This window comes from Granulicella rosea (genome assembly GCF_900188085.1).
Lineage (GTDB): Bacteria > Acidobacteriota > Terriglobia > Terriglobales > Acidobacteriaceae > Edaphobacter > Edaphobacter rosea.
The window spans coordinates 1-23,289 of the sequence record NZ_FZOU01000006.1; the positions used below are offsets into that span (position 1 = coordinate 1).

At 64.3% G+C, this 23,289-nt stretch carries 21 protein-coding genes; 12 read left to right on the forward strand and 9 right to left on the reverse strand.

All coding sequences use genetic code 11. The features are described from left to right. From CHB87_RS21990 to rpsL, 4 genes are all read right to left on the reverse strand, one after another. The coding region (locus CHB87_RS21990; RefSeq protein WP_142988399.1) for a GTP-binding protein at positions 1-89 on the reverse strand (89 nt) is incomplete at its 3' end. A gap of 63 nt (positions 90-152) precedes the next feature. Beyond that, positions 153-2,246 (reverse strand): elongation factor G, encoded by a 2,094-nt coding sequence (fusA, locus tag CHB87_RS15465; RefSeq protein WP_089409351.1) that lies wholly within the window; start codon positions 2,244-2,246, stop codon positions 153-155. A 106-nt stretch (positions 2,247-2,352) separates the two neighbouring features. Beyond that, positions 2,353-2,823 (reverse strand): 30S ribosomal protein S7, encoded by a 471-nt coding sequence (gene rpsG, locus CHB87_RS15470; RefSeq protein ID WP_089409352.1) that lies wholly within the window; start codon positions 2,821-2,823, stop codon positions 2,353-2,355. A gap of 119 nt (positions 2,824-2,942) precedes the next feature. Further along, positions 2,943-3,341 carry a 30S ribosomal protein S12 gene (rpsL, locus tag CHB87_RS15475; RefSeq protein WP_089409353.1) on the reverse strand — a complete coding sequence of 133 codons (399 nt, stop codon included), beginning with the start codon at positions 3,339-3,341 and terminating at the stop codon, positions 2,943-2,945. Positions 3,342-3,938: 597 nt separating this feature from the next. Between rpsL and CHB87_RS15480 the strand changes: the two genes are divergently transcribed. After that, positions 3,939-6,005: an alpha/beta hydrolase family protein gene (locus CHB87_RS15480; RefSeq protein ID WP_089409354.1), complete on the forward strand. Its 2,067-nt coding sequence runs from the start codon at positions 3,939-3,941 to the stop codon at positions 6,003-6,005. 272 nt (positions 6,006-6,277) lie between these two features. Beyond that, complete coding sequence (locus CHB87_RS15485) at positions 6,278-8,611, forward strand: hypothetical protein (RefSeq protein ID WP_142988375.1); 2,334 nt, start codon at positions 6,278-6,280, stop codon at positions 8,609-8,611. A 125-nt stretch (positions 8,612-8,736) separates the two neighbouring features. Here CHB87_RS15485 and nusB read toward each other — a convergent pair whose 3' ends face one another. Continuing rightward, positions 8,737-9,159 (reverse strand): transcription antitermination factor NusB, encoded by a 423-nt coding sequence (gene nusB / locus CHB87_RS15490; RefSeq protein WP_089409356.1) that lies wholly within the window; start codon positions 9,157-9,159, stop codon positions 8,737-8,739. Between the two features lie 2 nt (positions 9,160-9,161). After that, positions 9,162-10,028, reverse strand: coding sequence for a 6,7-dimethyl-8-ribityllumazine synthase (gene ribH / locus CHB87_RS22645; RefSeq protein ID WP_089409357.1), 867 nt, complete (start codon positions 10,026-10,028; stop codon positions 9,162-9,164). 129 nt (positions 10,029-10,157) lie between these two features. Here ribH and CHB87_RS15500 point away from each other — a divergent pair, with 129 nt between their 5' ends. The 6 genes from CHB87_RS15500 (at position 10,158) to CHB87_RS15525 (ending at position 15,273) form a co-directional block, all read left to right on the forward strand. Further along, the gene (locus tag CHB87_RS15500) at positions 10,158-10,940 is read left to right on the forward strand and encodes an enoyl-CoA hydratase/isomerase family protein (protein WP_089409358.1); all 783 of its coding nucleotides are present in this window, start codon (positions 10,158-10,160) and stop codon (positions 10,938-10,940) included. Positions 10,941-11,064: 124 nt separating this feature from the next. Then, positions 11,065-11,601, forward strand: coding sequence for a hypothetical protein (locus CHB87_RS15505; RefSeq protein ID WP_089409359.1), 537 nt, complete (start codon positions 11,065-11,067; stop codon positions 11,599-11,601). A gap of 27 nt (positions 11,602-11,628) precedes the next feature. Beyond that, entirely contained in the window at positions 11,629-11,997 is a 369-nt protein-coding gene (locus CHB87_RS15510; RefSeq protein ID WP_089409360.1) for a hypothetical protein, read from the forward strand. A gap of 84 nt (positions 11,998-12,081) precedes the next feature. Next, on the forward strand, positions 12,082-13,587 hold the full coding sequence (gene mctP, locus CHB87_RS15515) for a monocarboxylate uptake permease MctP (RefSeq protein WP_089409361.1): 1,506 nt from the start codon (positions 12,082-12,084) through the stop codon (positions 13,585-13,587). A 52-nt stretch (positions 13,588-13,639) separates the two neighbouring features. Then, positions 13,640-14,161: a DUF1440 domain-containing protein gene (locus tag CHB87_RS15520; RefSeq protein ID WP_089409362.1), complete on the forward strand. Its 522-nt coding sequence runs from the start codon at positions 13,640-13,642 to the stop codon at positions 14,159-14,161. A gap of 227 nt (positions 14,162-14,388) precedes the next feature. After that, positions 14,389-15,273, forward strand: coding sequence for an aldo/keto reductase family oxidoreductase (locus CHB87_RS15525; RefSeq protein ID WP_089409363.1), 885 nt, complete (start codon positions 14,389-14,391; stop codon positions 15,271-15,273). Positions 15,274-15,300: 27 nt separating this feature from the next. Here the strand turns inward: CHB87_RS15525 and CHB87_RS15530 are convergent, their stop codons facing one another. The 3 genes from CHB87_RS15530 to CHB87_RS15540 are packed head-to-tail and all read right to left on the reverse strand — an operon-like array spanning position 15,301 to position 18,735. Then, positions 15,301-15,906: a DUF4126 domain-containing protein gene (locus tag CHB87_RS15530; protein WP_089409364.1), complete on the reverse strand. Its 606-nt coding sequence runs from the start codon at positions 15,904-15,906 to the stop codon at positions 15,301-15,303. Between the two features lie 37 nt (positions 15,907-15,943). Beyond that, complete coding sequence (locus CHB87_RS15535) at positions 15,944-17,371, reverse strand: O-antigen ligase family protein (protein WP_089409365.1); 1,428 nt, start codon at positions 17,369-17,371, stop codon at positions 15,944-15,946. A gap of 11 nt (positions 17,372-17,382) precedes the next feature. Continuing rightward, on the reverse strand, positions 17,383-18,735 hold the full coding sequence (locus CHB87_RS15540) for a lipopolysaccharide biosynthesis protein (protein ID WP_089409366.1): 1,353 nt from the start codon (positions 18,733-18,735) through the stop codon (positions 17,383-17,385). 118 nt (positions 18,736-18,853) lie between these two features. On the opposite strand from CHB87_RS15540, the gene CHB87_RS15545 reads away from it, so the two are divergent. From CHB87_RS15545 to CHB87_RS15560, 4 genes are all read left to right on the forward strand, one after another. After that, complete coding sequence (locus tag CHB87_RS15545; RefSeq protein ID WP_089409367.1) at positions 18,854-19,780, forward strand: hypothetical protein; 927 nt, start codon at positions 18,854-18,856, stop codon at positions 19,778-19,780. A gap of 182 nt (positions 19,781-19,962) precedes the next feature. Continuing rightward, positions 19,963-20,883 carry a hypothetical protein gene (locus CHB87_RS15550; protein ID WP_089409368.1) on the forward strand — a complete coding sequence of 307 codons (921 nt, stop codon included), beginning with the start codon at positions 19,963-19,965 and terminating at the stop codon, positions 20,881-20,883. 110 nt (positions 20,884-20,993) lie between these two features. Continuing rightward, positions 20,994-22,166 carry a cysteine desulfurase family protein gene (locus tag CHB87_RS15555; RefSeq protein ID WP_089409369.1) on the forward strand — a complete coding sequence of 391 codons (1,173 nt, stop codon included), beginning with the start codon at positions 20,994-20,996 and terminating at the stop codon, positions 22,164-22,166. 54 nt (positions 22,167-22,220) lie between these two features. Then, complete coding sequence (locus CHB87_RS15560) at positions 22,221-23,237, forward strand: LLM class flavin-dependent oxidoreductase (protein ID WP_425432489.1); 1,017 nt, start codon at positions 22,221-22,223, stop codon at positions 23,235-23,237. Positions 23,238-23,289 lie beyond the last annotated feature (52 nt).

The following is a 23,289-nucleotide window of genomic DNA, read 5'->3' on the forward strand; positions in this document are numbered from 1 at the left end:
GCCGTCAGCGTCGTCTTGCCATGGTCGATGTGACCAACGGTTCCGATGTTTACGTGCGGCTTAGACCGGTCAAACTTTTCCTTGCCCATGTTGCTATCTCCTCAAAATCGTCTATTGCTGAATTCGTTACAAATCCTGTTCGCAGGCCGAAGTTACTTGCTTTCCTTGCCCTGCACCTTGGCGATGATCTCTTCCGAGACCGACCGCGGAGCCTCTTCGTACTGCTTGAACTGCATCGAGTAGTTCGCGCGTCCCTGGGTGGCGCCGCGCATGTGCGTGGCGTAACCGAACATCGTCGAGAGCGGCACCGAAGCGCGGATGGCCTGCGTGTTGCCCACCATCTCCATACCCTCGATGCGGCCGCGGCGGCTGTTCAGGTCGCCGATGATCGTGCCCATGTAGTCCTCGGGAACGGTCACTTCGACTGCCATCACAGGCTCCAGCAGAACCGGCTTCGCCTTGCGGGCCGCTTCCTTGAACGCCATCGAACCGGCGATCTTGAACGCCATTTCGTTCGAGTCGACGTCGTGGTAGCTGCCGTCGTAGAGCGAGACCTTGATATCGACCATCTCGTAGCCGGCCAGAACGCCGCCCTGCATGGCTTCCTGGATACCCTGGTCGATCGGCTTGATGTACTCCTTGGGAATCGTGCCGCCCTTGGTGTCGTTCGAGAACTCGTATCCCTTGCCCGGCTCGTTCGGCGAGATGCGAATCTTCGCGTGTCCGTAGTTACCCGAACCACCGGTCTGACGGATGTACTTGCCCTCGGCCTCGCCAGCGCCACGGATCGTCTCGCGGTAGTTCACCTGCGGCTTACCGACGTTCGCCTCGACCTTGTACTCGCGCATCATGCGGTCGACGATGATCTCCAGGTGAAGCTCGCCCATTCCGGCGATGATCGTCTGGCCCGAATCGATGTCCGTGCGCACGTTGAAGGTGGGATCTTCCTGCGCCAGCTTGGCGAGGGCCATGCCCATCTTCTCCTGGTCGGCCTTGGTCTTCGGCTCCACCGCAACCTCGATCACTGGCTTCGGGAAGTCGATCGACTCGAGCACAACCGGGTTCTTCTCGTTGCAGATCGTGTCGCCGGTGATGAGGTTCTTGAGGCCTACGGCGGCGCAGATATCGCCCGCCAGAACCTCCGTAATCTCTTCACGCTTGTTGGCGTGCATCTTCAGCAGACGGCCGATACGCTCGGTTTTGCGCGTACGCGGATTCAACACCGAGTCGCCGGTCTTCAGCACGCCCGAATACACGCGGATGAAGATCAACTGACCGACGAACGGGTCCGTCATGATCTTGAAGCCGAGAGCCGACAGAGGCTGCGAGTCTTCGGGGGTCCGGATGATCTCCTCTTCCATGTTGTCGGGATTGTGGCCGACCATGGGAGGAATGTCCAGCGGGCTCGGCAGGTAGTCGACGACCGCATCGAGCAGCGTCTGCACACCCTTATTCTTGAACGACGAACCGCAGAGCACCGGGAAGATGTTCATCGCGATGGTCGCCTTGCGAATGCCGGCCTTGAGCTGCGCCTCGCTGGGCTCCTCGCCCTCGAGGTACATGTTCATAATCTCGTCGTCGGAGTCGGCAACTGCCTCGATCAGGTACGCGCGAGCCTTCTTGGCGGTCTCGAGCAACGCCTCGGGAATCTCTTCGACCGAGTACTCGGCGCCCATCGTCTCGTCGTGCCACAGAATGGCCTTCATCTGGACGAGGTCGATCACGCCCAGAAACTTCGCCTCGGCGCCGATCTGAATATTGATCGGCACAGCGCGCGCGCCGAGACGGTCGACGATGGTCGAGGTCGCGTACACGGCGTCAGCGCCGGCCTTATCCATCTTGTTGATGAAGCAGACGCGCGGAACCTTGTACTTGTCGGCCTGGCGCCACACCGTCTCCGACTGGGGCTGCACACCGGCAACCGCGTCGAAGCAGGCGACGGCGCCGTCGAGCACGCGCAGCGAACGCTCGACTTCCGCGGTGAAGTCCACGTGGCCGGGGGTATCGATGATGTTGATGCGGATGTTCTTCCAGGTGCAGGTCGTCGCGGCCGAGGTAATCGTGATGCCGCGCTCCTGCTCCTGCTCCATCCAGTCCATGGTCGCAGTGCCCTCGTGCACCTCGCCGATACGGTGCGTGATGCCCGTATAGAAGAGGATGCGCTCGGTCGTCGTTGTCTTACCGGCGTCGATGTGCGCCATGATTCCGATGTTCCGGCAACGATTGAGAGGTATAGTGCGTGCCACTGTGTATCTCTTCTCTGCAGGCTCTGCCTGCGGTAAACCTTCACCCAAACTTGCGGGCTCAGGGCGAACTTTTCAGTTCCCAGCCCTGAGCCCTATTCCGTGCAAACTACCAGCGGTAGTGCGCGAAGGCCTTGTTGGCCTCGGCCATACGGTGGACGTCTTCCTTCTTCTTCATCGCGGCGCCGCGGCCGTTGGCGGCATCGAGCAGCTCCGCGGTGAGCTTGTCGACCATGCCCTTCTCGCCACGGGCGCGACCGTAGGTCACGAGCCAGCGAATGGCGAGCGACGTGCGACGCTCGGGCAGGACTTCGATCGGCACCTGGTAGTTGGCTCCGCCGACGCGGCGGGACTTCACTTCCAGAAGCGGCTTGCAGTTTTCGATCGCCTTCTTGAACAGCTTCAGAGCCTCGTCGCCACCCTTCTGCTCCAGGTTGGTCATGGCGGTGTAGAAGATGCCCTGCGCGGTCGACTTCTTGCCGCCCCACATCATGCTGTTCACGAACTTCGTTACCAGGGTGGAGTTGTACACCGGATCCGGGGCAACTTCACGCTTCGCGATATAACCTTTTCTAGGCACTTTGCAAAATCCTTCTTGCCCTCTTCGGGCTCGTCTTCCTTCAGGGCCGTAGACATCTCAAGCCGCTGAACCTAAATTGCTCAGCCTGCGCACTCGAAACCGAGGCGCAGGCCACAAAACTACTTCTTGCCAGATGCGGCCGCACCGGCCTTCGGACGCTTCGCTCCGTACTTGGAACGGCTCTGCATCCGCTTGGCGACGCCAACCGAGTCCAGCGTTCCACGAACGACGTGGTAACGCACACCCGGCAGATCCTTCACACGGCCGCCGCGGATCAGCACGATCGAGTGCTCCTGCAGATTGTGGCCGATACCCGGGATGTAGGTCGTGACTTCGATCCCATTGGTGAGGCGAACACGCGCAACCTTGCGGAGAGCCGAGTTCGGCTTCTTGGGGGTCTGTGTGTAGACGCGGGTGCAGACGCCACGGCGCTGGGGAGAACCCTGGAGCGCGGGGCTGGCAGTCTTGTAACGTGTGGGCGTGCGGCCCTGCTTGACGAGCTGATGGAACGTAGGCACTCGAACTCCTTGAAATCCCACCCCGATCTCCCCGGGGCAGGGGTGTTGCGCTCAAAAACCTTCAGGCGCAAAACCTGGGGCCACTTTGCCTTCTGGACACATGCGCGATACGCGTACACGCCAAAAAGTGAGGACGCTGGAGCGCCTCATACAAAGTTTTTCCCAAGCTGTACGTCTGTGAAACACATTCAGACGAAATACAGTCGACGGTGACCGAACTCCAGGTCATTCGCTTTTCAGCAGAAGGCCCAGCCGGCTCCGTTTCGCTGTTCCCGACCGCATAGCCCATTCGGGTGAAGGGTGGCGCAGTCGCGTTTGCGAAGGGTTTGCGGATTCCGCCGCTCGAAGTCAATTCATTCCGAGAAGCCCGCAACGTGATACGAAATCTCTACTTCTAAGTGTAGCGCAGCTTGCCGTCTCCAAACGAACGAATCCCTCGGATTGAGCGATATTCGGCAGGAGAGGTTTCAATGCTGCATTCCAACCTTCTGAAAATACCAAGAAAGCAGGTGAGAGTCAAGAAACTCTCAGCAAATTCATACCTCTTCACCACTTTTGGTGCAACCCAACCGCGAGCGCCCCATGTAATCTGGCCACATGACTTTTTCCGCGACCTTCCGCGCCGCCGCCTCCATCACGCTCGCCTTTGCCTGCATCGCCGGGCAGGCCCAGTCCGGCAACCCCGCCCCCATGACGCCGCTGGCCCATCCGGACCCGCGCATCGCCGGCATCTCCGCCGCCATGCGCAAGGTGAAGTCGCCCAGTTGGGCTGCCATCTCGCCCGACGGCGCCACGGTCGCCTGGACCGCGCGTGCTGCCGAAGGGACGCAGATTCATCTCACCTCCGTCGCCAACCCCGACCCGGCCAAGGAGAAGATCGTCACCCCCAGCGGCGCGACCGCCTGCGCCAACGCCGAGCCCATCTGGTCGCCCGACGGCGTATGGCTCGCCTACACCTCCACCTGCACCAGTAAAGAGGAGAAGCCCGGACAGGAACAGATCTTCCTCTGGAACAAAGCCAGCGGTGAGTCGAAGCAGCTCACCCACCTCTCCGGCCTCTTTCAGGATGTCGCCTGGTCGCCCGACGGCAAGTCGCTCGCCTTCCTCTTCGTCGAGAACGCCAGCCGCAACGCCGGCGCGCTCGCCGCGATGAAGCCGTGGTCCGGCGTCGTCGGCGAGGATGGCGTCGAGATCCAGCGCATCGCCACCGTCAGCGTCGCGGACGGCAAGCTGACGCAGGTCACCCCCGCGACGCTCCACTGCTATGAATTCGGCTGGTCGCCCGACTCGAAGTCCATCGTCTATACAGCCGCCGCGCCTCCTGGCGAGAACACCTGGTGGATCGCGCAGCTCTATACCCAGCCCGCGGTCGCCGGCGCGCAGCCGAAGTCGGTCTTCGACCCCAACACCACACCCGGCCCCATGCACGGCCTGCAACTCGCCGTTCCCCGCTTCTCGCCCGACGGCAAATCCATCGCCTTCATCGGCGGCCTCATGTCCGACCAGGGCTCTACAGGCGGCGACATCTACCTCATCCCAGCGAGCGGCCACGCCGAACCGAAGAATCTCACCCCCAACCGCCCCGCCACCCCGGTCTGGTTCGCCTGGGAGGACGTCCACACCCTTGGCATCAACGAGGACGTCCGCGGCAAGAACCATCTCTTCCTCTACAACATCGACACCAAAGCCGAAGACCCGGCCTTCAGCCAGACCTTCGACCAGTCCGTCCGCTCCGGCGGCATCAAGGGCGCCATCTCCGGCGCCAAGAACGGCCCAAACCTCGCGCTCATCGAGAGCGGCTTCAACCAGGCCCCCGAGGTCTTCGCCGGCCCGCTCAACGGACTGAAGCAGCTCACCCACCTCAACGACGGGCTGAAGCCCACCTGGGGCAAGTCCGAATCCATCGAGTGGGAGAATGAGGGCTTCCACGTCCAGGGCTGGCTGATGTACCCGGTCAACTACGACGCGAAGAAGAAGTACCCCATGATCGTCAGCGTCCACGGCGGCCCTTCGGCGTCGATCGGCAGCACCTGGGCCGGCGGCGGCGCGCTCTACTCCGCGCTCGGCTACTTCGTCTTCTCGCCGAACCCGCGCGGCAGCTACGGCCAGGGGGAGAGGTTCACCCAGGCCAACATCAAGGACTTCGGCTATGGCGATCTGCGCGACATCCTCGCCGGCATGGACGTCATCGAGAAGAAGGTTTCGGTCGACAAGAACCGCGAAGGCCTGACCGGCTGGAGCTACGGCGGCTTCATGACCATGTTCGCCGTCACCCAGACCAACCGCTTCAAGGCGGCGGTCGCCGGAGCCGGCATCGCCAACTGGCAGAGCTACTACGGCGAAAACTCCATCGACCAGTGGATGCTGCCGTTCTTCGGCAAGACCGTCTACGACGATCCGGCGGTTTACGCCAAGTCCTCCGCAATCAGCTACATCCACAATGCGAAGACGCCCACGCTCGTGCTCGTCGGCGACCGTGACGGCGAGTGTCCCGCGCCGCAGTCGTTCGAGTTCTGGCACGCCCTGCGCGCCGAAGGCGTCAAAACCCAGCTCGTCATCTACCCGAACGAGGGCCACGGATTCGTCGATCCCGCCCACGTTCAGGATCGCAACGAGCGCATCGTGGACTGGTTCGAACGCGAGATGCCGAAGAGCAGGGAATAGGGCAGCAGAGTCGAGGGAACGACAAAAGGGAGGCGAAATCGGACGATTTCGCTTCCCTTTTGCCGTTTTGGACAGTCCCACAGATGCGGTGTTGGGCCGATCGTCCCGTAGCCCCATTCCCTATTCCCTGTCTTTATTTGCTTATGCCACCGCGAACTTTTAGACTCAAGGTTGCGAAAGCTACGATTTTTAGAAGGTATGACCGTTTCTGCCGGATTCCTGCCCAGACCTACCCAGGGGTAACGCGATTCGCGGTGAAACGGGGAGGTTCGATGCGTCGTTTTATCACGTTAGCCGTTCTGTTGTTCTTCACGATTCCTTTCGGTGTCTCGATCTCGGGCTGTGCGAAAAAGACCGTCACCACGTACTGCAACGGAAGCGACTCCGGTGTCGTCGTCGGCCAGGCCACGACCCTGACCTTGCAGCCGCGACTGACCGGCATCTCGCTCAACGAGGGCGCCATCGGGCAGGTCAGTTCGCCGTCGGCGACCGACTGTAAGGGCAACAGCGTCAGCATCAGCAACTACAAGTACGGCTCCAGCGACAGCACCCTGACCCTGCTCGACGTGAACCCCACCACGGGCGCGCTCTGCGGCGGAACCTGGAACAAGAACTCCGGCGCAGGCGTCGCGGACTACACCACCTGCAACATCACCGGCAAAGTGGGTACGGCGTACGTCACGGCCAGCGCCGACGGCGTCACCTCGAACCCCATCGCGGTCTACGTCCACCCCATCGTCACCAGCATCGTTCTGGGCGCACCCTCGTCGAACTGCGTCACCGATCCGGCCAGCAACTGCGTGCTCGATGCGACGACCTCGAACGGTTGCTCCACCGCCGCCGTTCCCACGAATCCCACGCCGGCGTTCTATCTCGGCAATGCCTGCGTCTCGCAGGGCAACCAGTCGCAGCTCGCGGCGCGCGTCTATCAGGGCACCGACCCCACGATCGCTTCGAACAACATCAGCTGCCTGGTCGGCCCGCTGACCTTCTCGCCCCAGACCTCGACCATCGCGACCGTCACCCAGGCCGGCGTCGCCACCGCGCTCCAGCCCGGCACGACGATCATCAATGCGAACACCTCGCAGTCGTCCAGCTCGGCCGGTCTCTACTCGGTCTGCCCGCCCGCGTCCATCTCACTTGCGATCGCCGGCACCACCACCACCTCGGCCAGCATCAACCAGAACACGACCGAGAACCTGCAGGCTACCGTCGTCGACACGCTCGGCGCGCCGCTGACCAACCTCACGCTCGAGTATGTCTCCACCACGCCGACCACCATCGCCGGCGCCGTGGCCATCACCCCCACCTTCCCCGGTTCGGCGTCGATCACCGCCATCTGCCAGCCGCCGAGCTGCAACACCTCGCCTTTCAATCAGATCAGCCTCTTCGGCACCGGAAAGACGGTCACCTCGAACAGCGTCAAGATCACCTCGCCCGGCACGAACAGCACGGTGCTCTACATCGCCAGCACGGGTTCGCAGTACATTGTTCCGGTCGACTTCACGACCAACCTGCTGGGTTCGCCCGTGCGCCTGCCCTACGCGCCGAACTCCATGGTGATCAGCCAGGATCTTTCGACCATCTACATGGGTACGACGACCGAGCTGATGGTCTTCAACGCCTCGACCTCGACCCTGGCGAGTGAAAACAACACCGTCCCGGGCAAGGTGCTCTCCGTATCGCCCGATAGCAGCACCGTCGTCATCGCCGATCCCGTACATAATCTGACCTACCTTTACGGCTCGTCCGGCTCGGTCTCGACCGAGATCGGCGGCGTCGGCACCCGCGCCCAGTGGACGCCGGACAGCAACACCGTCTACATCACGACCTCCACCGGTCAGTTGCTCGTCCACTCCGCCTTCCTCGGCTGGCGGACCTTCACCGACAGCTCGGTCGACGTCGCCGTCACCGTGCCCAGCCAGGGCGCGTACTTCGCCGGCAGCACGACCACCGCGCGCACCAACTGCCCCTTGTACACGACGGTCACCGGCGCAAACGGCCAGCAGACCACCACCAACACCTTCTACCCGCAGGCGAGCACCACGCCCGTCGTCACCGACCGCATCGCCGCCACGAACGATGGCAAGCACATCCTCGGCGCCAGCGCGACGACCGGCAACTTCAACGACCTTGTCGTGACCGTTCCGTCGTCCGGTTTGCCCGCCAACTCATGCCCCCTCAACCTGCTGACGAACCAGACCTTCACGACCGCTCCGAACAATCCGGTTGCACTGGGCGCCACGGCTACCTCCATTACCGGCGTGCTGGCAACTTCGGACTCGGCCTTCGGCTTCGTCACCTACACGGGAGCGGGCGCGGTTGTGCCGCAGTATACGCTCGCGACCTCCACACTGACGGATGTGCCGCTTGCCACGACCACCGGCTCGGCGGCTCCGATCGCGCCGGTCGCCGGCGTACTCGCGGCAGACGACCAGACCCTCTACCTCGGAACCACCGGCGACAACCTGGTCCACCTGCTCACCCGCGGCGCGGCCGGCTTTACCGACAGCAAAACCATCAACCCCCTCCTGACCCCGCTGACTGGAACCGGCTACGCCACGCCGAATCTGCTGGTACAGCGCCCACGCAAGTCCACCAACTAAGGGTGCAGGCGCAGGGTTCAGGGTATAGAAAGCAAAAGCAAAGGCTCTCCATCGCGGAGAGCCTTTGCTTTGTCTGTTTGTCATCCTCGTAGAGGATCTGCTTTTGCCTTCCACTGCCTGAACCCTTACCCAAGCCTTTGCTTCAACTGCTCCTGCGCAATCGCATCCAGCACGCCGTTCAGAAACTGAATCGACTCCGGCGCCGCATACCGCTTCGCGACCTCCAGGCTTTCGTTGATGATCACCGGCGACGGCGTCTTCGGGAAACCGATCATCTCCGCCACCGCCGCGCGCAGCAGGTTGCGGTCCACTACCGGCATCCGCTCCAGCCGCCAGTTCTTGGCGTGCTTTTCGATGAGCGCGTCGATCTCCACCTGCCGGCTCGTCGCCACGCGATAAAGATCCTCGGCAAACCCGCGCGTCTCCTCGTCCACATCGTCGCGCGAGGCCCAGAACAGCTTCTGCACCTCCACCGGCGTCTGCTTGCCAAGGTCACCCTGAAACAACATCTGCATCGTCAACTCACGCGATTTGCGGCGAGTACCCATAATTAAATTTTCACCGCTATCTTTCTCTTGATCGAGACCATCTCGATGGCCGCGCTTGCGGCCTCAAATCCCTTGTTGCCGGCCTTCAGCCCAGCCCGGTCCAGCGCCTGTTCGAGCGTCTCGCACGTCAGCACGCCGAAGGCATGCGGCACGCCGGTCTCCTGCTGCGACTGCCCAATGCCACGCGCGACCTCGTTATAAATCGCCTCATAGTGCGCCGTCTCGCCACGCAACAGGCAGCCCAGCGTCACGATCGCGTCGAACCGGCCCGACTCCGCCAGCGTGCGCGCGGCGTTTGGAACCTCCCACGCGCCCGGCACCCGGACCACCTCGATATCGGCCGAAGCCGCGCCGCTGCGCTTCAGGCAATCGAGCGAGCCCTGCAGCAGACGGTCCGTGATCACGGTGTTCCAGCGCGTCGTCACTACCGCGAACCGCATCCCGACGGCGGAAAGATCGCCCTCGATCGCCGCGACCTGCCCATGCAGCGGATTCTCCGACTGCCAGAACCCAACCTTCAGCGCCGGAGACAGCTCCACCGTGAACAGCCGCGAGTTCCAGTGCGTGCCCTCGACCGCCGAAAGACGGCTCGAAGCCTGCTCCGCCGGAAAACTTTCCTTGATCCAGCTCTCGACCGCCGCGTGGACATGGTCCAACTGCGTCACCTCGACCAGCAGCGGCGGAACCGCCGGCGCGCGGCCCGTCACCAGCTCCAGGTTGCCGACCGGCGCGAGAAACGCCGCGCCCCGGCCTTCGTCATCCTGCCAACCCTTGCCCGGCTCGAACCCCAAAGCGCCCAGGAGACCGCTCAACCGCGTAAACTCTTCAGACGGCCCAACCGCCTGCACGAACGTGATTCCCTTGACCATAGCTCTCTATTGTATCGTCTGAAAGCGTCACGCAGTTTGCTCGACCCGCCACATCGTTCCGTCATCCTGAACGTAGTGAAGGACCCCTGTATTTTGTCCGCATCGCCGCCACACCCAAACGAGGCAAGCATGCCCTGCGAAACCCTGCTCCACCAAGTGGAGGCGAACGTAGCCACCATCACCCTGAACCGCCCGCAGTCGCTCAACGCCCTGAACGCGCAACTTCTCGGCGAACTCTCCGAGCTCTTCACCGGCTTCATTCTCGATCCCGAGGTCCGCGTCATCGTCATCACCGGCGCGGGTGAAAAGGCCTTCGCCGCCGGCGCGGACATCCGCGAGCTCGCCCAAACCGACGCCAGCTCCGGCGAACAGCTCGCCCGCCGCGTGCAGAGCATCTTTCGCGAGATCCACACCTCCACCAAGCCCGTCATCGCCGCCATCAACGGCTTCGCGCTCGGCGGCGGCTGCGAGCTGGCGCTCGCCTGCACCCTCCGGCTCGCAGCCGACACCGCAAAGCTAGGCCAGCCCGAGATCAAGCTCGGCGTGCTGCCCGGATGGGGCGGCAGCCAGCTTCTGCCGCGGCTCATCGGCCACTCCGCCGCACTGAAGATGATGCTCACCGGCGAGATGATCACCGCCGCCGAAGCCCTGCGGCTCGGCCTGGTCGACGAGGTGCTGCCAGCCGCCGAGCTGCTGCCCCGCGCCCAGACGCTCGCAGCCGCCATCGCCGCGCAGGCGCCGCTGGCCGTCGCCGCCTGCATCGAAGCCGTCCGCTTCGGCGCCGAACGACCGCTCCTCGATGCCCTCGCTCTCGAAGCGGAGATCTTCGGCCGCCTCTGCGGCACGGACGACAAACGCGAAGGCACAGCCGCCTTCCTCGAAAAGCGCAAACCGGTCTGGGTCGGCCGTTAGGCTGCCGGTCATTGCCTCTCTTTGTTTGTCATTCCCGAAGGGAATCTGCTTTTGTCTTTCCTCCACCCATCCCCGACTCTCACACTCCGAGGAATTTCACGCTTCTCTTGATATCCTAAGAACTGTGAAACCCGCCATCCTTCTTCTCCCCACCCTCCTGCTCTCCGCGCTCACCGGCTGTACGAACGTCTCCGCCGGCGCAGCCTCCGGCGGCTTCATGTCCATGAGCCCCGCGCAGTTGAACGAGGTGCGCCAGGAGATGGACCACATTCCACCGCCGTCGAAGACCCGCTACCTCGCCGTCAAGTCGCTCACGAGCTGGGAGAACCCCTACCTGACCATCCAGGGCCGCATGGTCACCCTGCACGTCACGCTCGCCGACGCCAACACCAGCGACCTCGGCCAGGGTGGCCTGCTGCGCCCCGTCGGCGCCCGCCGCCAAGACCTGAACGTACGCACCAGCGACCTCGCCGCCGCGATGAACGCCATCCCCCAGACCGCCTGGCCCTACGGACGCGTCGTCGCCATCGAAGAGGCGCACGACATCCCGCCCAGCGCCCGGCCCGAGGTGCGCCGCAACATGGAGACCGCCATCAAGAACCTCTCCGACATCGGCGTCGTCGTCTACGAGTGGCAAGAGGGCGGCGCCGGGCTGAAGTAGGTTTGCCCATGATCGAGAGGCTCCACGATGACTCGAACGCGGAAGACTCTGATTTTCTCGGCGATCTGCGCAGGCGTCCTCCTGCTTTTGCCTGCGATAGGAATATCTGTCTTCGAAGGTTTCCGCGATACGCGCCGCATAGACGCGGCAGATTGCGAGAGAGCGATCCGTAACGAATTGCCAGCCGACAGTCCAATTGCCACGGTGGACGCCGTGCTGACAAAGCACGGAATCGAGCACAGCTTTGATTCTGCCTCGGGTGTTGCTTACGCAAGAGTTACCGATGTAAAGGGCAGCAATTTTCTGGTTAGAAAAACTCTTCTGTTTACCTTTCACTTCACCGACAACTTCAGATTGCAGTCGATAGAAGTGCGCACAGCACTCACCGGTTTGTAAGGCTGCATGATCTGTGTTCGATCGATGCAGGGTATGCGCTAACATACCGATGACTCCACAAAACGGTATACGGCGGACACCAACTTGCACACCACCGCACTCCTCGTTTTCTGCGCCATCTTTCTCTTTGTCACCGCCGCCGGCTTCTGGGCCGCGCGCTGGCGCCGCCCGATGGCCGGCATGCATACGCTCGAAGAGTGGGGTCTCGCCGGCCGCAGCTTCGGCACCTGGATCACCTGGTTCCTCATCGGCGGCGACCTCTACACCGCGTACACCGTCATCGCCGTACCAGCCGCGCTCTACGGCGCCGGCGCGATGGGCTTCTTCGCCGTGCCCTACGCGATCATCGCTTACCCATACATGATGCTCGTGTTGCCGCGCCTTTGGAACGTCTGCCAGCGCCACGGCTACATCACCTTCGCCGACTTCGTCCGCGGACGCTACGGCAATCGCTGGCTCACCGTCGCCATCGCCCTCACCGGCATTCTGGCCCTGATGCCCTATATCGCCCTGCAGCTCGTTGGGATGAAGGTCGTCATCGCCGCCCTCGGCGTCCATGGGGAGTGGCCGCTGGCTGCCGCCTTTATCATCCTCGCCGCCTACACCTACTCCAGCGGCCTGCGCGCGCCCGCCGTCATCGCCATCGTCAAGGACATCATGCTCTACGTGATGGTCCTCGTCGCGCTCATCTACATCCCGTACAAACTCGGCGGCTACGCCCACGTCTTCGAGCTGGCCAACCAGGCGCTCGCGACCCACACTCCGCCGGGCACCATCCACCTGAAGCAGGGCCAGCAGCTTCCCTATGCGACGCTCGCCATCGGCTCCGCCATCGCGCTGATGCTCTACCCGCATACCGCGACCGCCGTGCTCAGCGCGGGTTCGGCCAACGCCGTCCGCCGCAACGCCGCCATGCTGCCCGCTTACAGCTTTCTGCTCGGCCTGATCGCCCTGCTGGGCTATGTCGCTCTGGCAGCGGGAGTTGCGACCAAGGACACAAGCGCCTCCGTCCCGCTGCTCTTCCTCAAGATGTTCCCGGAGTGGTTCGCCGGCTTCTGCCTCGCGGCCATCGCGGTCGGCGCGCTGGTCCCGGCGGCGATCATGTCCATCGCCGCCTCGAACCTCTTCACCCGCAACCTGTGGGGCGAGTTCACGGGCAAGCCCATGCTGCCCCGGCAGGAGTCCAGCATGGCCAAGCTCGTCTCGCTCTTCATCAAGTTCGGCGCGCTGGTCTTCGTCCTGAAACTGCCCGCGCCCTACGCGATCGAGATGCAGCTTCTGGGCGGCATCTGGATCGGCCAGATGTTCCCCTCGGTCGTCTGCGGCACGTTCACCCGCTGGTTCAACCCCTGGGCCTTGCTCGCCGGTTGGGCCGCCGGCATGTACACCGGCACCGCCATGGCCGTCTCGCTGAGCCTCAAGAGCTCCGTCTACCCCATCCACTTCGCCGGACAGGTCTACCCCATGTACGCCGCCGTGCCCGCGCTGCTGCTGAATCTTGCGGTGGCCGTCGTCCTCACGCTCATCCTGCGCGCCGCGAAGATCGGCGAAGGCTCGGACTCGACCGAAGCAAGCGCCTATATTGGCTAACCGTCCAGACGGAAACTCGCATCGAAGCCAGAGAACCGGAAGGACCACAGATATGCAAGACGCACTACTCAAATTCGTAGAAAAGAAAGTCACCACCCCGACAGCTCCCGCTGCAGGTCTGAGCGGCCGCTCGCTCGCCAAGGGCATCGCCGCGGGACTGATCGCCGGACTCGTCGCCACTGCCGCCAAATCGCTCGCCGAACGGGTCTTTCCGCCACGCACCCACGGCGAACCCGAGCCGCCCGAGGTGCTCGCCGAGAAGATCGCCGGCCACGACCTCTCGCCCAACACCAAGACCGTAGTCGCCGAGGGCATCCACTGGAGCTTCGGCGCCGCGACCGGCGCCGCCTACGGCGCGCTCGCCGAGTTCTACCCCGCCGCCACGGCCCGCGACGGCGCTACCTTCGGCATGACGCTCTCTGCCCTGACCCACGGCAGCGCACTGCCGGCACTCGGCCTCTCCGCGCCGCCCGAGGAGCAGACCACCCGCGAAAAGTACAGCGAGATCGCCAGCCACGTCGTCTTCGGCGTCGTCGCCGAGACGGTCCGCCGCACCATCCGCAAACGGCTTTAGGCCTTGAGCTGACAGCTAAAGAGCTGATAGCTGTCAGCTCACGAAGATCTGAAGCTCGCGGATCAAACCTGAAGCAACTTGCTGAAAATCTCCATTCGCAGCGATCAATCCATCAGAAATCAGCATTTTTTCGCCGATCCCCGCGAGAAATGCCGCCTGCGGGAAATGCGAACTTCGAACCTGAAGCTTCCTTCATCTAACCTGTAGAAGCTCACAGGAGAGATCTCATGACTACACAGAACCTCGGCGGCAACTTCACCTTTCCCGGAACCGGCATCACCGTCAAACGCATGGGCTACGGCGCCATGCAGCTTGCAGGCAAGGGCGTCTTCGGCCCGCCGAAAGACCCGGACGCGGCGCTCGCCGTCCTGCGCGAGGCCATCGCCAGCGGCGTCGACCACATCGACACCAGCGATTTCTACGGCCCGCACATTACCAACCAGATCATCAAACAGGCGCTTCATCCCTATCCCGACAATCTCACCATCGTCACCAAAATCGGCGCACGTCGCGGCGCGGATGCATCGTGGAACCCGGCCTTCTCGCCCGAGGCGCTCACCCAGGCCGTCCACGACAACCTGCGCAACCTCGGCCTCGAAGCGCTGGATGTGGTCAACCTGCGCAGTATGCACGGCATCCACGGACCGGCCGAAGGTTCGCTCGAAGAGCCATTGACCGTGCTGGCCGGCCTGCAGCAGCAGGGCCTGGTCAAGCACATCGGCCTGAGCAACGTCACCGCGAAACAGGTCGCCGACGCAGGCAGCATCTGCAAAATCGTCTGCGTGCAGAACCTCTACAACGTCGCCCACCGCGAGGACGACGCGCTGATCGACAGCCTCGCGAAGGACGGCATCGCCTATGTGCCCTTCTTCCCGCTCGGCGGCTTCACGCCGCTGCAGTCGTCGATCCTCGACGACGCAGCCGCCGAACTCCACACCACCCCTATGGCCGTGGCGCTCGCATGGCTGCTACAGCGCTCGCCGAACATCCTGCTCATTCCGGGGACGTCTTCGGTCGGGCACCTGCGCGAGAACCTCTCGGCTGCGTCGCTCACGCTGACGCAGGAGATTCTGACGAAGCTGAATGGGCTGGCTACACCCAGCGCGCACTAAGAACCAAGGAAGCGAGACGGTAGTTGATCACCGTCTCGCTTCCAGCGAACGCGATCCGCGAAGCCGCTGCCAGCCCCGCTGGATGAATCGAAATCCCAGCCACCCCGCAAACACGCACGCCACCATCAGCCCCGAAGCCACACCCGCGCCAACGTAGGGATGATGCGTGGCTGTCCACGTAAGCCCAACCGCCGCCACATCCTCCGCCGAACTAAGCGCGATATTCGAAATCGGCTCCGGGCTCGGCGTCACTGCGGCCCGCGCCACGATCTTCGAGCCGTGCGCGGCGGTCGCAATCGCCGTTCCGAGCACCGTCGCCAGCAGATGCATCTCCGGCGGCAGGTGCGTCGTCGCGCCATACGCCAGCAACGCCGCCACCGGCAGCCGGACAAAGGTGTGTGCCGCGTTCCAGACCAGATCGAACGCCGGAATCTTGTCCGCGAAGAACTCCACCGCAAACAGCGCCGCAGCAGCCGCCAGCACCCACGTATGACCGACCGCATCCAGCCCCGACGGCAGCGCAACCCAGTGCAGCCGCGCCAGAAGGCCCAGCGTCAGCACCGTGGCGTAAACATTCAGCCCAGCCGCGAAGCTGACCGCGATCACAAACGCTGCAAGGCTCTCGGGTGTCATCACTTGCGGAAGTCTACACCGCCGCGCTTGCTGAGCCCTAAACCCCGAGCCCTGGAGTCTGCCGCTCAGCCTCGGCCAGCGACATTCCCACCGCAGTCCACACCATGAATCCCAGCACGCCCAGAAAGATGCTGTTCAGCAGAACCTCCGAGCAGTAGGAGATGAAGATGGCCGCCATCGCCACGGCGAACGGCGTTCGCAGACCCACCCGCACCACCCGCGCGACACCCAGCGCCAGTCCGAGCAGGTACATCGCTGTGCCCGGCAGGCCGAGCGAGTAGAGCAGCTCCAGCACCGTGCTGTCGTGCGGACCCAGCCGGTCGTCGCGCCCATCCGTCGCGTGGTCGACGTCCATGCTGCCCAGACCCTCGCCGAACGGCTCGCCCGACAGCCGGGCGAAGCCATCCTCGTGCCCGACGATGCGCGCCCGGTAGCTGACGTCGCTCGTCGGCGAAGAGATCGTCCGCAGGCGCGACGAGACGATCTCGTTCACCGCCGGAATCAGCATCGACGCGCCCGCCAGCAATACGCAGGCGATCATGCCCGCGAAGATGCGCATCCGCACCTTCAACGGCATCTGGAACGCCAGGAAGATCAGCCCCGGCAGCAGGCCCAGCCACGACGCGCGGCTGGTCGTCAGCACCAGCGCCACAAAGCCCAGCGCCGCGGCCGGAATGCGCAGGCGGCTCTGCAGACTGAAGAGCATCAGCAGCCCGGCCATCGTGTAGGTCGCAAAGGTCGCAGGCGCGTTCATCGTGCTGAAGACGCGCATCCGCATCGGCTCCGGCTCGCCGAAGACGTTGAAGGCGACCCCGATCATCCAGCTCCGGTCCCACGGCGGCAGGACGAAGAACTGCAGCGCGCCATACACGCCCATGACGATCGTGCCCCACAGCAGCGCGGTCTCGATCGCCTTGCGGTAGACGGCGAAGCGCTCGCGCTCCTCGTAGAGCATGAAGGCGAAGGTGATCGGCGGAACCCAGTTGAAGAACGCGCGGCCGACATCGACCGGACTATAGCGCGTAAGGCCGACGATCGTGCCGAAAAAGATGCCAGCCAGCGCGCAACTGAAGGTCAACGCGCCGGGCCGGGCCAGCGTCCGCCCGCGCGTCGCCAGCACGTAGACCGAGACCAGCGTCGCCAGCCCCGGCGCAAGCAGCAACGGGCTGACATCCTCGAATCCCAGCCGCCAATCCACCAGCCGCCGCAGGAACGGGCTCAGAAAATAAAGCCAGAAGACGAAGCTGACGTAATTCGCACGCGAACGCACAAACAGCAGCACCGCCATCGCCAGCGCCAGCGCCGGATACAGGTAACGCAGTGCGCCCGGCGCACCCGCCCAGACCACGGCCACGACAAAGACGAAGACCGCGACCATCAGCCGGCACTGGTTGCGCACGGCGTCCGGCCGCTCGATCGGCGCCGGGTTGCGTGGAGTCGTGGGTCGCGCTGTCATGGTCGCCATCTGTCCCGATCCTAAATCCGCTTGCGGATCAGCCTCCATAAAGTCTTGACGTCCGCGACTCCCGGAACCACCCTCGGCAGCCTCTCGCCGAGGAACACCGGAAAGCTCGCATAGATCAACCCGAACCGCGCGCAGGTGGAGCACAGCAGCGCCATCGCGGCGCCCGTAACGCCATAGCGCGGAATCAGCACCAGCATCAGCGGCGCCGCCAGCGCCAACCCCGTGCCCTGCAGAATGCTGACGATCCCCGGCCGCCCCGCCGCCATGAACGCCTGGCTCATCACCACCACCGCGCCCTGCACCACCACCTCCGCCACCAGCACGCGCAGCGCCGGGACCGCCGAGAGATACTGCACCCCATACATCAGCCGCAGCGCCAGCGGCCCCAGCACGCACGCCGTCAACGCCGCCGCGCCGGTCAGAATCGTGTTCAGCCGCACCGGTTCGCCGACCATCGCGACGATCTCCCCGCGCTCCCTGCCCGCCGCCATGGGAAACAGCACCATCACCACCGACGCCTGAAACAGCAGCAGCGCGCGCGACAGGCTGAGCACCACCGTGTACGAACCCATCTCCGCCTGCGTCAGCAAACCGATCACCAGCACCTGGTCGAGGTAGAGCGCGAGCGTCCCCAGCAGGTCGAGCGGCGCGGACCGGATGCCGTAGCCCAGCAGCGTCCGGCAGGCCGCCCACCGCAGCGCGATCGCGCCCGGCGTTCGCCGCCGCCACAGCATCGCCACGATCGTCGCCGAGGTCGGAACGATCGCGACCGTATAGCAGAACGCCGCCGTGACGGGATTGAACCGGCCCAGCGCCAGAAACGTCAGCAAACCGGTCAGGGTCGTCGCCGGAATCATCACCTGCACGACGTTCGAGCGCGAGAACTGCCCCAGCGCCTCGAGCGCCGACTGCCCGGTGATCTGCACCGCCCACAGCGGCGCCGTCAGCAAAAAGAGCTGCGCCCAGCGAACAATGTCCGCCGGATACTCATGCAGCCAGTGCGGCAGCACAAGCGCGCCGACGAACGCCGCGACCAGCCCCAGCAGCGTCACCATTGCCAGTCCGCTCGCTACCAGCGGCTCCCAAGCCGCGCCCGCCCGGCGGCGCAGGTGGTAGATCATCGAACTGGGCGTGCCCAGCGCGGTCGCATTGGCAAGGAAGAGCGGCCACAGCGTCATCGCCGCCTGCTGCCCACGTCCATCGGGATGCAGCATCCGCGCCGTCAAAATACCAGTACCCATATTCAGCACGATGATGCCGATCCGCGTCAGGATCGAGTGGCCCACCGCACGCGCGGCGCGGGCCTTCGAACCGGCCGGCGTGGTCAGCGTGTCGCCACTCTCTGGGTGTGCGGTTTCAGGCATCCGATAACATGCGTTGGTACTTGGCAATCCTACCCTGAAGATGCCATGATCGTGGAACCTGAAGGAGAAACCGTTGCGGCTCTACACATTACGGTCTCTCTTATTGATAGCGGCCACAATGTGCGTACCGGCTGCGACGCAGGCGCACGCCCAGCTTACCCCCACGCCGACCACCCATACGCCGCAGCCCATCGCCAGCGACGCCGCTACGCCGGCCTCCGAAGTGCCGCAGGTCCCCGGCATCCCCACCTGGCTGCGCGGCTTCAACGGCGGCGTCACCTTTTCGGGCGTCCACGACTCCGCCACCGGCTGGTCGACCATCTTCACCCCCGCCGTCGGCTTCAGCGCCAACAGCCTCTTCTCGACCGATATCTCCATTCCCATCTACATGTTCCGCCTGGCCGAGAGCACCAGCCCCAATCCCAAACCGGACGCCCAGCTCATTCCTCTGCGCGGCGATGTCGGCGACATGATCTTCGGCTTCCACTTCCAGTTCAACCCGCGCGGCCTCGACTACCTCGCCACCGTCTCCGCCACGGCCCCCACCGGCGACGAGATCTTCGGCCTGACCAGCGGACGCGCCACCTTCGACCTCACCAATCACTTCGAACACAACTTCAACCACGTCACCCCCAGCCTCGAACTCGGCATCGGCGACTCCTCCACCCTGGCCAACCGGCTGGTGCAGAAGAACTACACCTCGCTCGGCCCGCTCGCCCACTTCCAGATCGGCGCCAGCGTGCCGCTCTGGCGCGGCATCTCCTACGACCTCAGCGCCTACGAACAACTGCCCATCGGCGACCAGAAGATCTACACCAGCACCACGCGGCGCCACGTCACCACCACCGTCGTCACCGGCCACAACGTCACCGAGGACAATGGCTTCACCACCTCGCTCGACATTCCGTTCGACGGACACACCACCTTCGCCACCTACTACAACCGCAGCCTGCGCCTGCACGACGACACCGTCTCGATCGGCCTGACCTACGTCCTGCGCCCCGCCCCGCCGGAGCCTATCTCCACCGACGATCTCTTCCGGTAGGGCTCTGACCACGGATTTGTCATCCTGAGCGGAGCGCAGCGCAGTCGAAGGACCTGCTTCTCGCCCGCACCCGCAACCATTTCTCCTCCCAGAAAATTCCTACCGGCCGCCTTGAATCAATTCCCTTGCAACCTCGTTCCCTCGGACGTAGGCTGGTCCAGCACTCTTTCAGGAGCCACCTCTTGTTCTCGTCGAAGCCGTTCCTCGGCTTGCTCTTCCTTCTTCTCGCCGCTCCCGCCTTTGCCCAGACACCCGCCACGCAGGAGGCCGGCAGCACGACCGCCTCCGCCAGCACCAACGACTCCGGCCCCGCGGGCATCATACCCGAGGTCAAGGGCTTCAACGCCTCGCTCGGCACATCGTCCCAGCACGACTCCTCCAACGGCTGGTCCTCGGTGCTAACGCCGAACGTCGCCTACCGGCTCAACCGATTCTTCAGCGCGGACGTGGGCGTGCCCATCTACGGCTACATCAACGTCGACGCCAACACCGGCACCAAGGCCAAGCCGATCTACGGCTACGCCACCAAACGCGGCGTGCTGGGCGATACCGCGCTCTCCGTCCACGGCGAAGCGCATCCGGACTTCTTCGACTACAACGGCTCTGCGACGTTGGGTCTGCCCTCCGGCAACACCAACTACGGCCTCGGCGCCGGGCAGGTGACCTACAACTTCAACAATCACTTCGAGCACGAGTTCGGCATCTTCGCGCCGGACATCGAGCTGGGCATCGCCGACTCCTCCGCCCTGATCGGCGCTCGCGTGCGCAAGAGCTACGTCTCGGTCGGCACGCTGGCCCACTTCCAGGCCGGCGGCAGCTTCGAACTTCCCCACGACCTCAGCTTCGAAGTCGAGGCCTACGAGGAGCTGCCCCTCACCACCAGCACCATCTACTCCACCACCGGCAAGGGCAAGAAGAAGGTCACCACCGCCACCAACACCGGCGCCGCCGAGGACAACGGCTTCAGCACCTCGCTCGACATCCCGCTCCAGCGGCACATCACGCTTTCCGGCTTCTACAACCGGAGCCTGCGCAACAAGATCGACACCGCCGGCTTCTCGTTTACGTTCCTGCTCCGCGCGAAGCCGAAGCAGAAGGAGTAGCAAGTCGAAATGACGGCGCATCATTCGACCCCGCAAGACGGTTGTCATCCCGAGCGCAGCGAAGGACCTGCGTTTGTGTAACCGCGAATCCAAAGGCGTAAGCTAAACACATGCGCCGCGTGTACATGGACGCCAACGCCACGACCCCTCTGCTGCCGGAGGTCTTCGAGGCCATGCGCCCCTACTTCCTCGAACAGTTCGGCAACGCCAGCTCCATCCACCAGCAGGGACAGCGCGCCCGCGCCGCCGTCGACCAAGCCCGCGAGCAGGTCGCGCGGCTGCTGCACTGCCGCTCGTCCGAGGTCGTCTTCACCTCCGGCGGCACCGAGAGCGACAACCTCGCGCTCTTCGGTGTGCTCGCTGCCGGCGATCACCTGGTCACGACGGCCACCGAACACCACGCCGTCCTGCACGCCGCCGAGGCGCTCGAAAAGCGTGGCGTCGAGGTCACCTACCTGCCCTGCACGCCCGCCGGACTGATCGAACCGGCCGCGCTCGAAGCCGCTCTGCGCCCGAACACACGGCTCGTCAGCATCATCTACGCGAACAACGAGACCGGCACGATCCAGCCCATCCGAAAACTGGCCGAGATCACCAAGGCCCATTCAAAAGCGCTCTTCCACACCGACGCCGTGCAGGCCGCGGGCAAGCTGCCGCTCGACCTGAAGACCGCGCTGAAGGACGTCGACCTGCTCTCCATCGCCGGACACAAGATGTACGCGCCGCAGGGCACGGGTATCCTCTTCGTCCGCCGCAGCGTGCGTCTGGCCCCGCTCTTCCACGGCGGCACGCACGAGCGCCAGCGCCGCGCCGGCACCGAGAATCTCCCCGGAATCGTAGCCCTGGGCAAAGCCGCCGAGCTGGCCGAGACGTGGCTTGCGTCCGAAGGGGTCGAAAGATTGACGGCGCTCCGCGACCGCCTCGAACAGACCATCCTCCGCGAGGTTCCCGAATCCGGCGTGAACGGCGCAGGCACGGAGCGCGTCGCCAACACCACCAACCTCTACTTCGACCACGTCGAGGCCGAGGCGCTGGTGATCGCGCTCGACCTGAAGGGCTTATCGGTCTCGGGCGGCAGCGCCTGCCAGTCCGGCGCGACCGAGCCCTCGCACGTCCTCACCGCGATGGGCCTCAGCCCGGCGAGAGCCCGCGCCAGCATCCGCTTCTCGCTCTCGAAGCTGACGACCGAAGAGGAGATCGACTTCGCCCTGTCGCTCGTCCCAGCCGCGGTGGAGCGGCTTCGCAGGCTCTCCCCGACGTGGCGTGCTGAAAAGGTCGCATAGAAGCCTCTCCTTCAACGCCTGCGTCGAACCTCGCCCGCCCGACATCCAATGGCGGTGAGCAAACTTCGCCTCTCCGTGCTCGACCAATCTCCAGTGCCCGCCGGCAGCACGCCCGCGCAGGCTTTGCGCAACTCCATCTCGCTCGCGCAACATGTTGAATCGCTTGGATTTAATCGCTTCTGGATGTCCGAGCACCATGCCATGGACACGCTCGCCTGTTCCGCGCCCGAGATCGTCCTCGCCCGCATCGGCGGCGAGACGAGCACCATTCGCATCGGCTCCGGCGGCATCATGCTGCCGCACTACACCCCGCTGAAGGTCGCCGAGAGCTTTCGCACCCTGCACGCGCTCTACCCCGGCCGCGTCGATCTGGGCATCGGCCGCGCGCCCGGCGGAGGGCCAGTGGAAGCCACGGCGCTGCGCCGCAACCGCAACGTGCCGCAGACGGACGACTTCCTCGACCAGCTCTCCGAGCTGCTGGCCTTCCTCAACCACGAGTTCCCCGCCGCGCACCCGTTCAGCCGCATCAAGGTCTCGCCCGAGATGCCCGGCTCGCCCGACATCTGGCTGCTCGGGTCGAGCATGTGGTCCGCCTCGACCGCAGCCGAGTTCGGCCTCCCCTACGCCTTCGCGCACTTCTTCTCGCCCGAACCTACCCGCGCAGCGCTCCAGCAGTACCGGCACGAGTTCACCCCGAATGGCGCGCTCGGCGACCACATCCGCACCGCGCCCGAGTCCATGGCCGCCGTCGGCGTCATCTGCGCCGAGACCCAGGCCGAGGCCGACCGCCTGTATTCCAGCGTGAAGCTCCTGCAGCTCCGCATCCGCCAGGGCGACCGCAGCCCCATCGCCTCACCCGAGGACGCGCTGCGCGAGCTGCCGAACTATCCCCAGCAGGCCGAGCCGGGCGAGTTCCCGCGCTACGTCGCCGGCACACCCGACGTTGTGAAGGCCGCACTGTTGAAGATGTCCGAGGCGCTGCACCTGCGCGAGCTGGTGGTCAACACCATCGTCCACGACCACGAGGCGCGCCTGCGCAGCTACACATTGCTAGCCGAAGCCTTCGCCTGATTTTTTGTCATTCCCGAAGAGAATCTGCTGTTCGCTCGAAGAGGCAGTAATG

What these genes read in the sequence shown, in the direction of transcription:
- CHB87_RS15480 (WP_089409354.1), top strand. Translation starts at nt 3,939, where the DNA reads ATGACTTTTTCCGCGACCTTCCGCGCCGCCGCCTCCATCACGCTCGCC.
- CHB87_RS15485 (WP_142988375.1), top strand. Translation starts at nt 6,278, where the DNA reads ATGCGTCGTTTTATCACGTTAGCCGTTCTGTTGTTCTTCACGATTCCT.
- nusB (WP_089409356.1), bottom strand. Translation starts at nt 9,159, where the DNA reads ATGGGTACTCGCCGCAAATCGCGTGAGTTGACGATGCAGATGTTGTTT.
- ribH (WP_089409357.1), bottom strand. Translation starts at nt 10,028, where the DNA reads ATGGTCAAGGGAATCACGTTCGTGCAGGCGGTTGGGCCGTCTGAAGAG.
- CHB87_RS15500 (WP_089409358.1), top strand. Translation starts at nt 10,158, where the DNA reads ATGCCCTGCGAAACCCTGCTCCACCAAGTGGAGGCGAACGTAGCCACC.
- CHB87_RS15510 (WP_089409360.1), top strand. Translation starts at nt 11,629, where the DNA reads ATGACTCGAACGCGGAAGACTCTGATTTTCTCGGCGATCTGCGCAGGC.
- CHB87_RS15520 (WP_089409362.1), top strand. Translation starts at nt 13,640, where the DNA reads ATGCAAGACGCACTACTCAAATTCGTAGAAAAGAAAGTCACCACCCCG.
- CHB87_RS15525 (WP_089409363.1), top strand. Translation starts at nt 14,389, where the DNA reads ATGACTACACAGAACCTCGGCGGCAACTTCACCTTTCCCGGAACCGGC.
- CHB87_RS15530 (WP_089409364.1), bottom strand. Translation starts at nt 15,906, where the DNA reads ATGACACCCGAGAGCCTTGCAGCGTTTGTGATCGCGGTCAGCTTCGCG.
- CHB87_RS15535 (WP_089409365.1), bottom strand. Translation starts at nt 17,371, where the DNA reads ATGGCGACCATGACAGCGCGACCCACGACTCCACGCAACCCGGCGCCG.
- CHB87_RS15540 (WP_089409366.1), bottom strand. Translation starts at nt 18,735, where the DNA reads ATGCCTGAAACCGCACACCCAGAGAGTGGCGACACGCTGACCACGCCG.
- CHB87_RS15545 (WP_089409367.1), top strand. Translation starts at nt 18,854, where the DNA reads ATGTGCGTACCGGCTGCGACGCAGGCGCACGCCCAGCTTACCCCCACG.
- CHB87_RS15555 (WP_089409369.1), top strand. Translation starts at nt 20,994, where the DNA reads ATGCGCCGCGTGTACATGGACGCCAACGCCACGACCCCTCTGCTGCCG.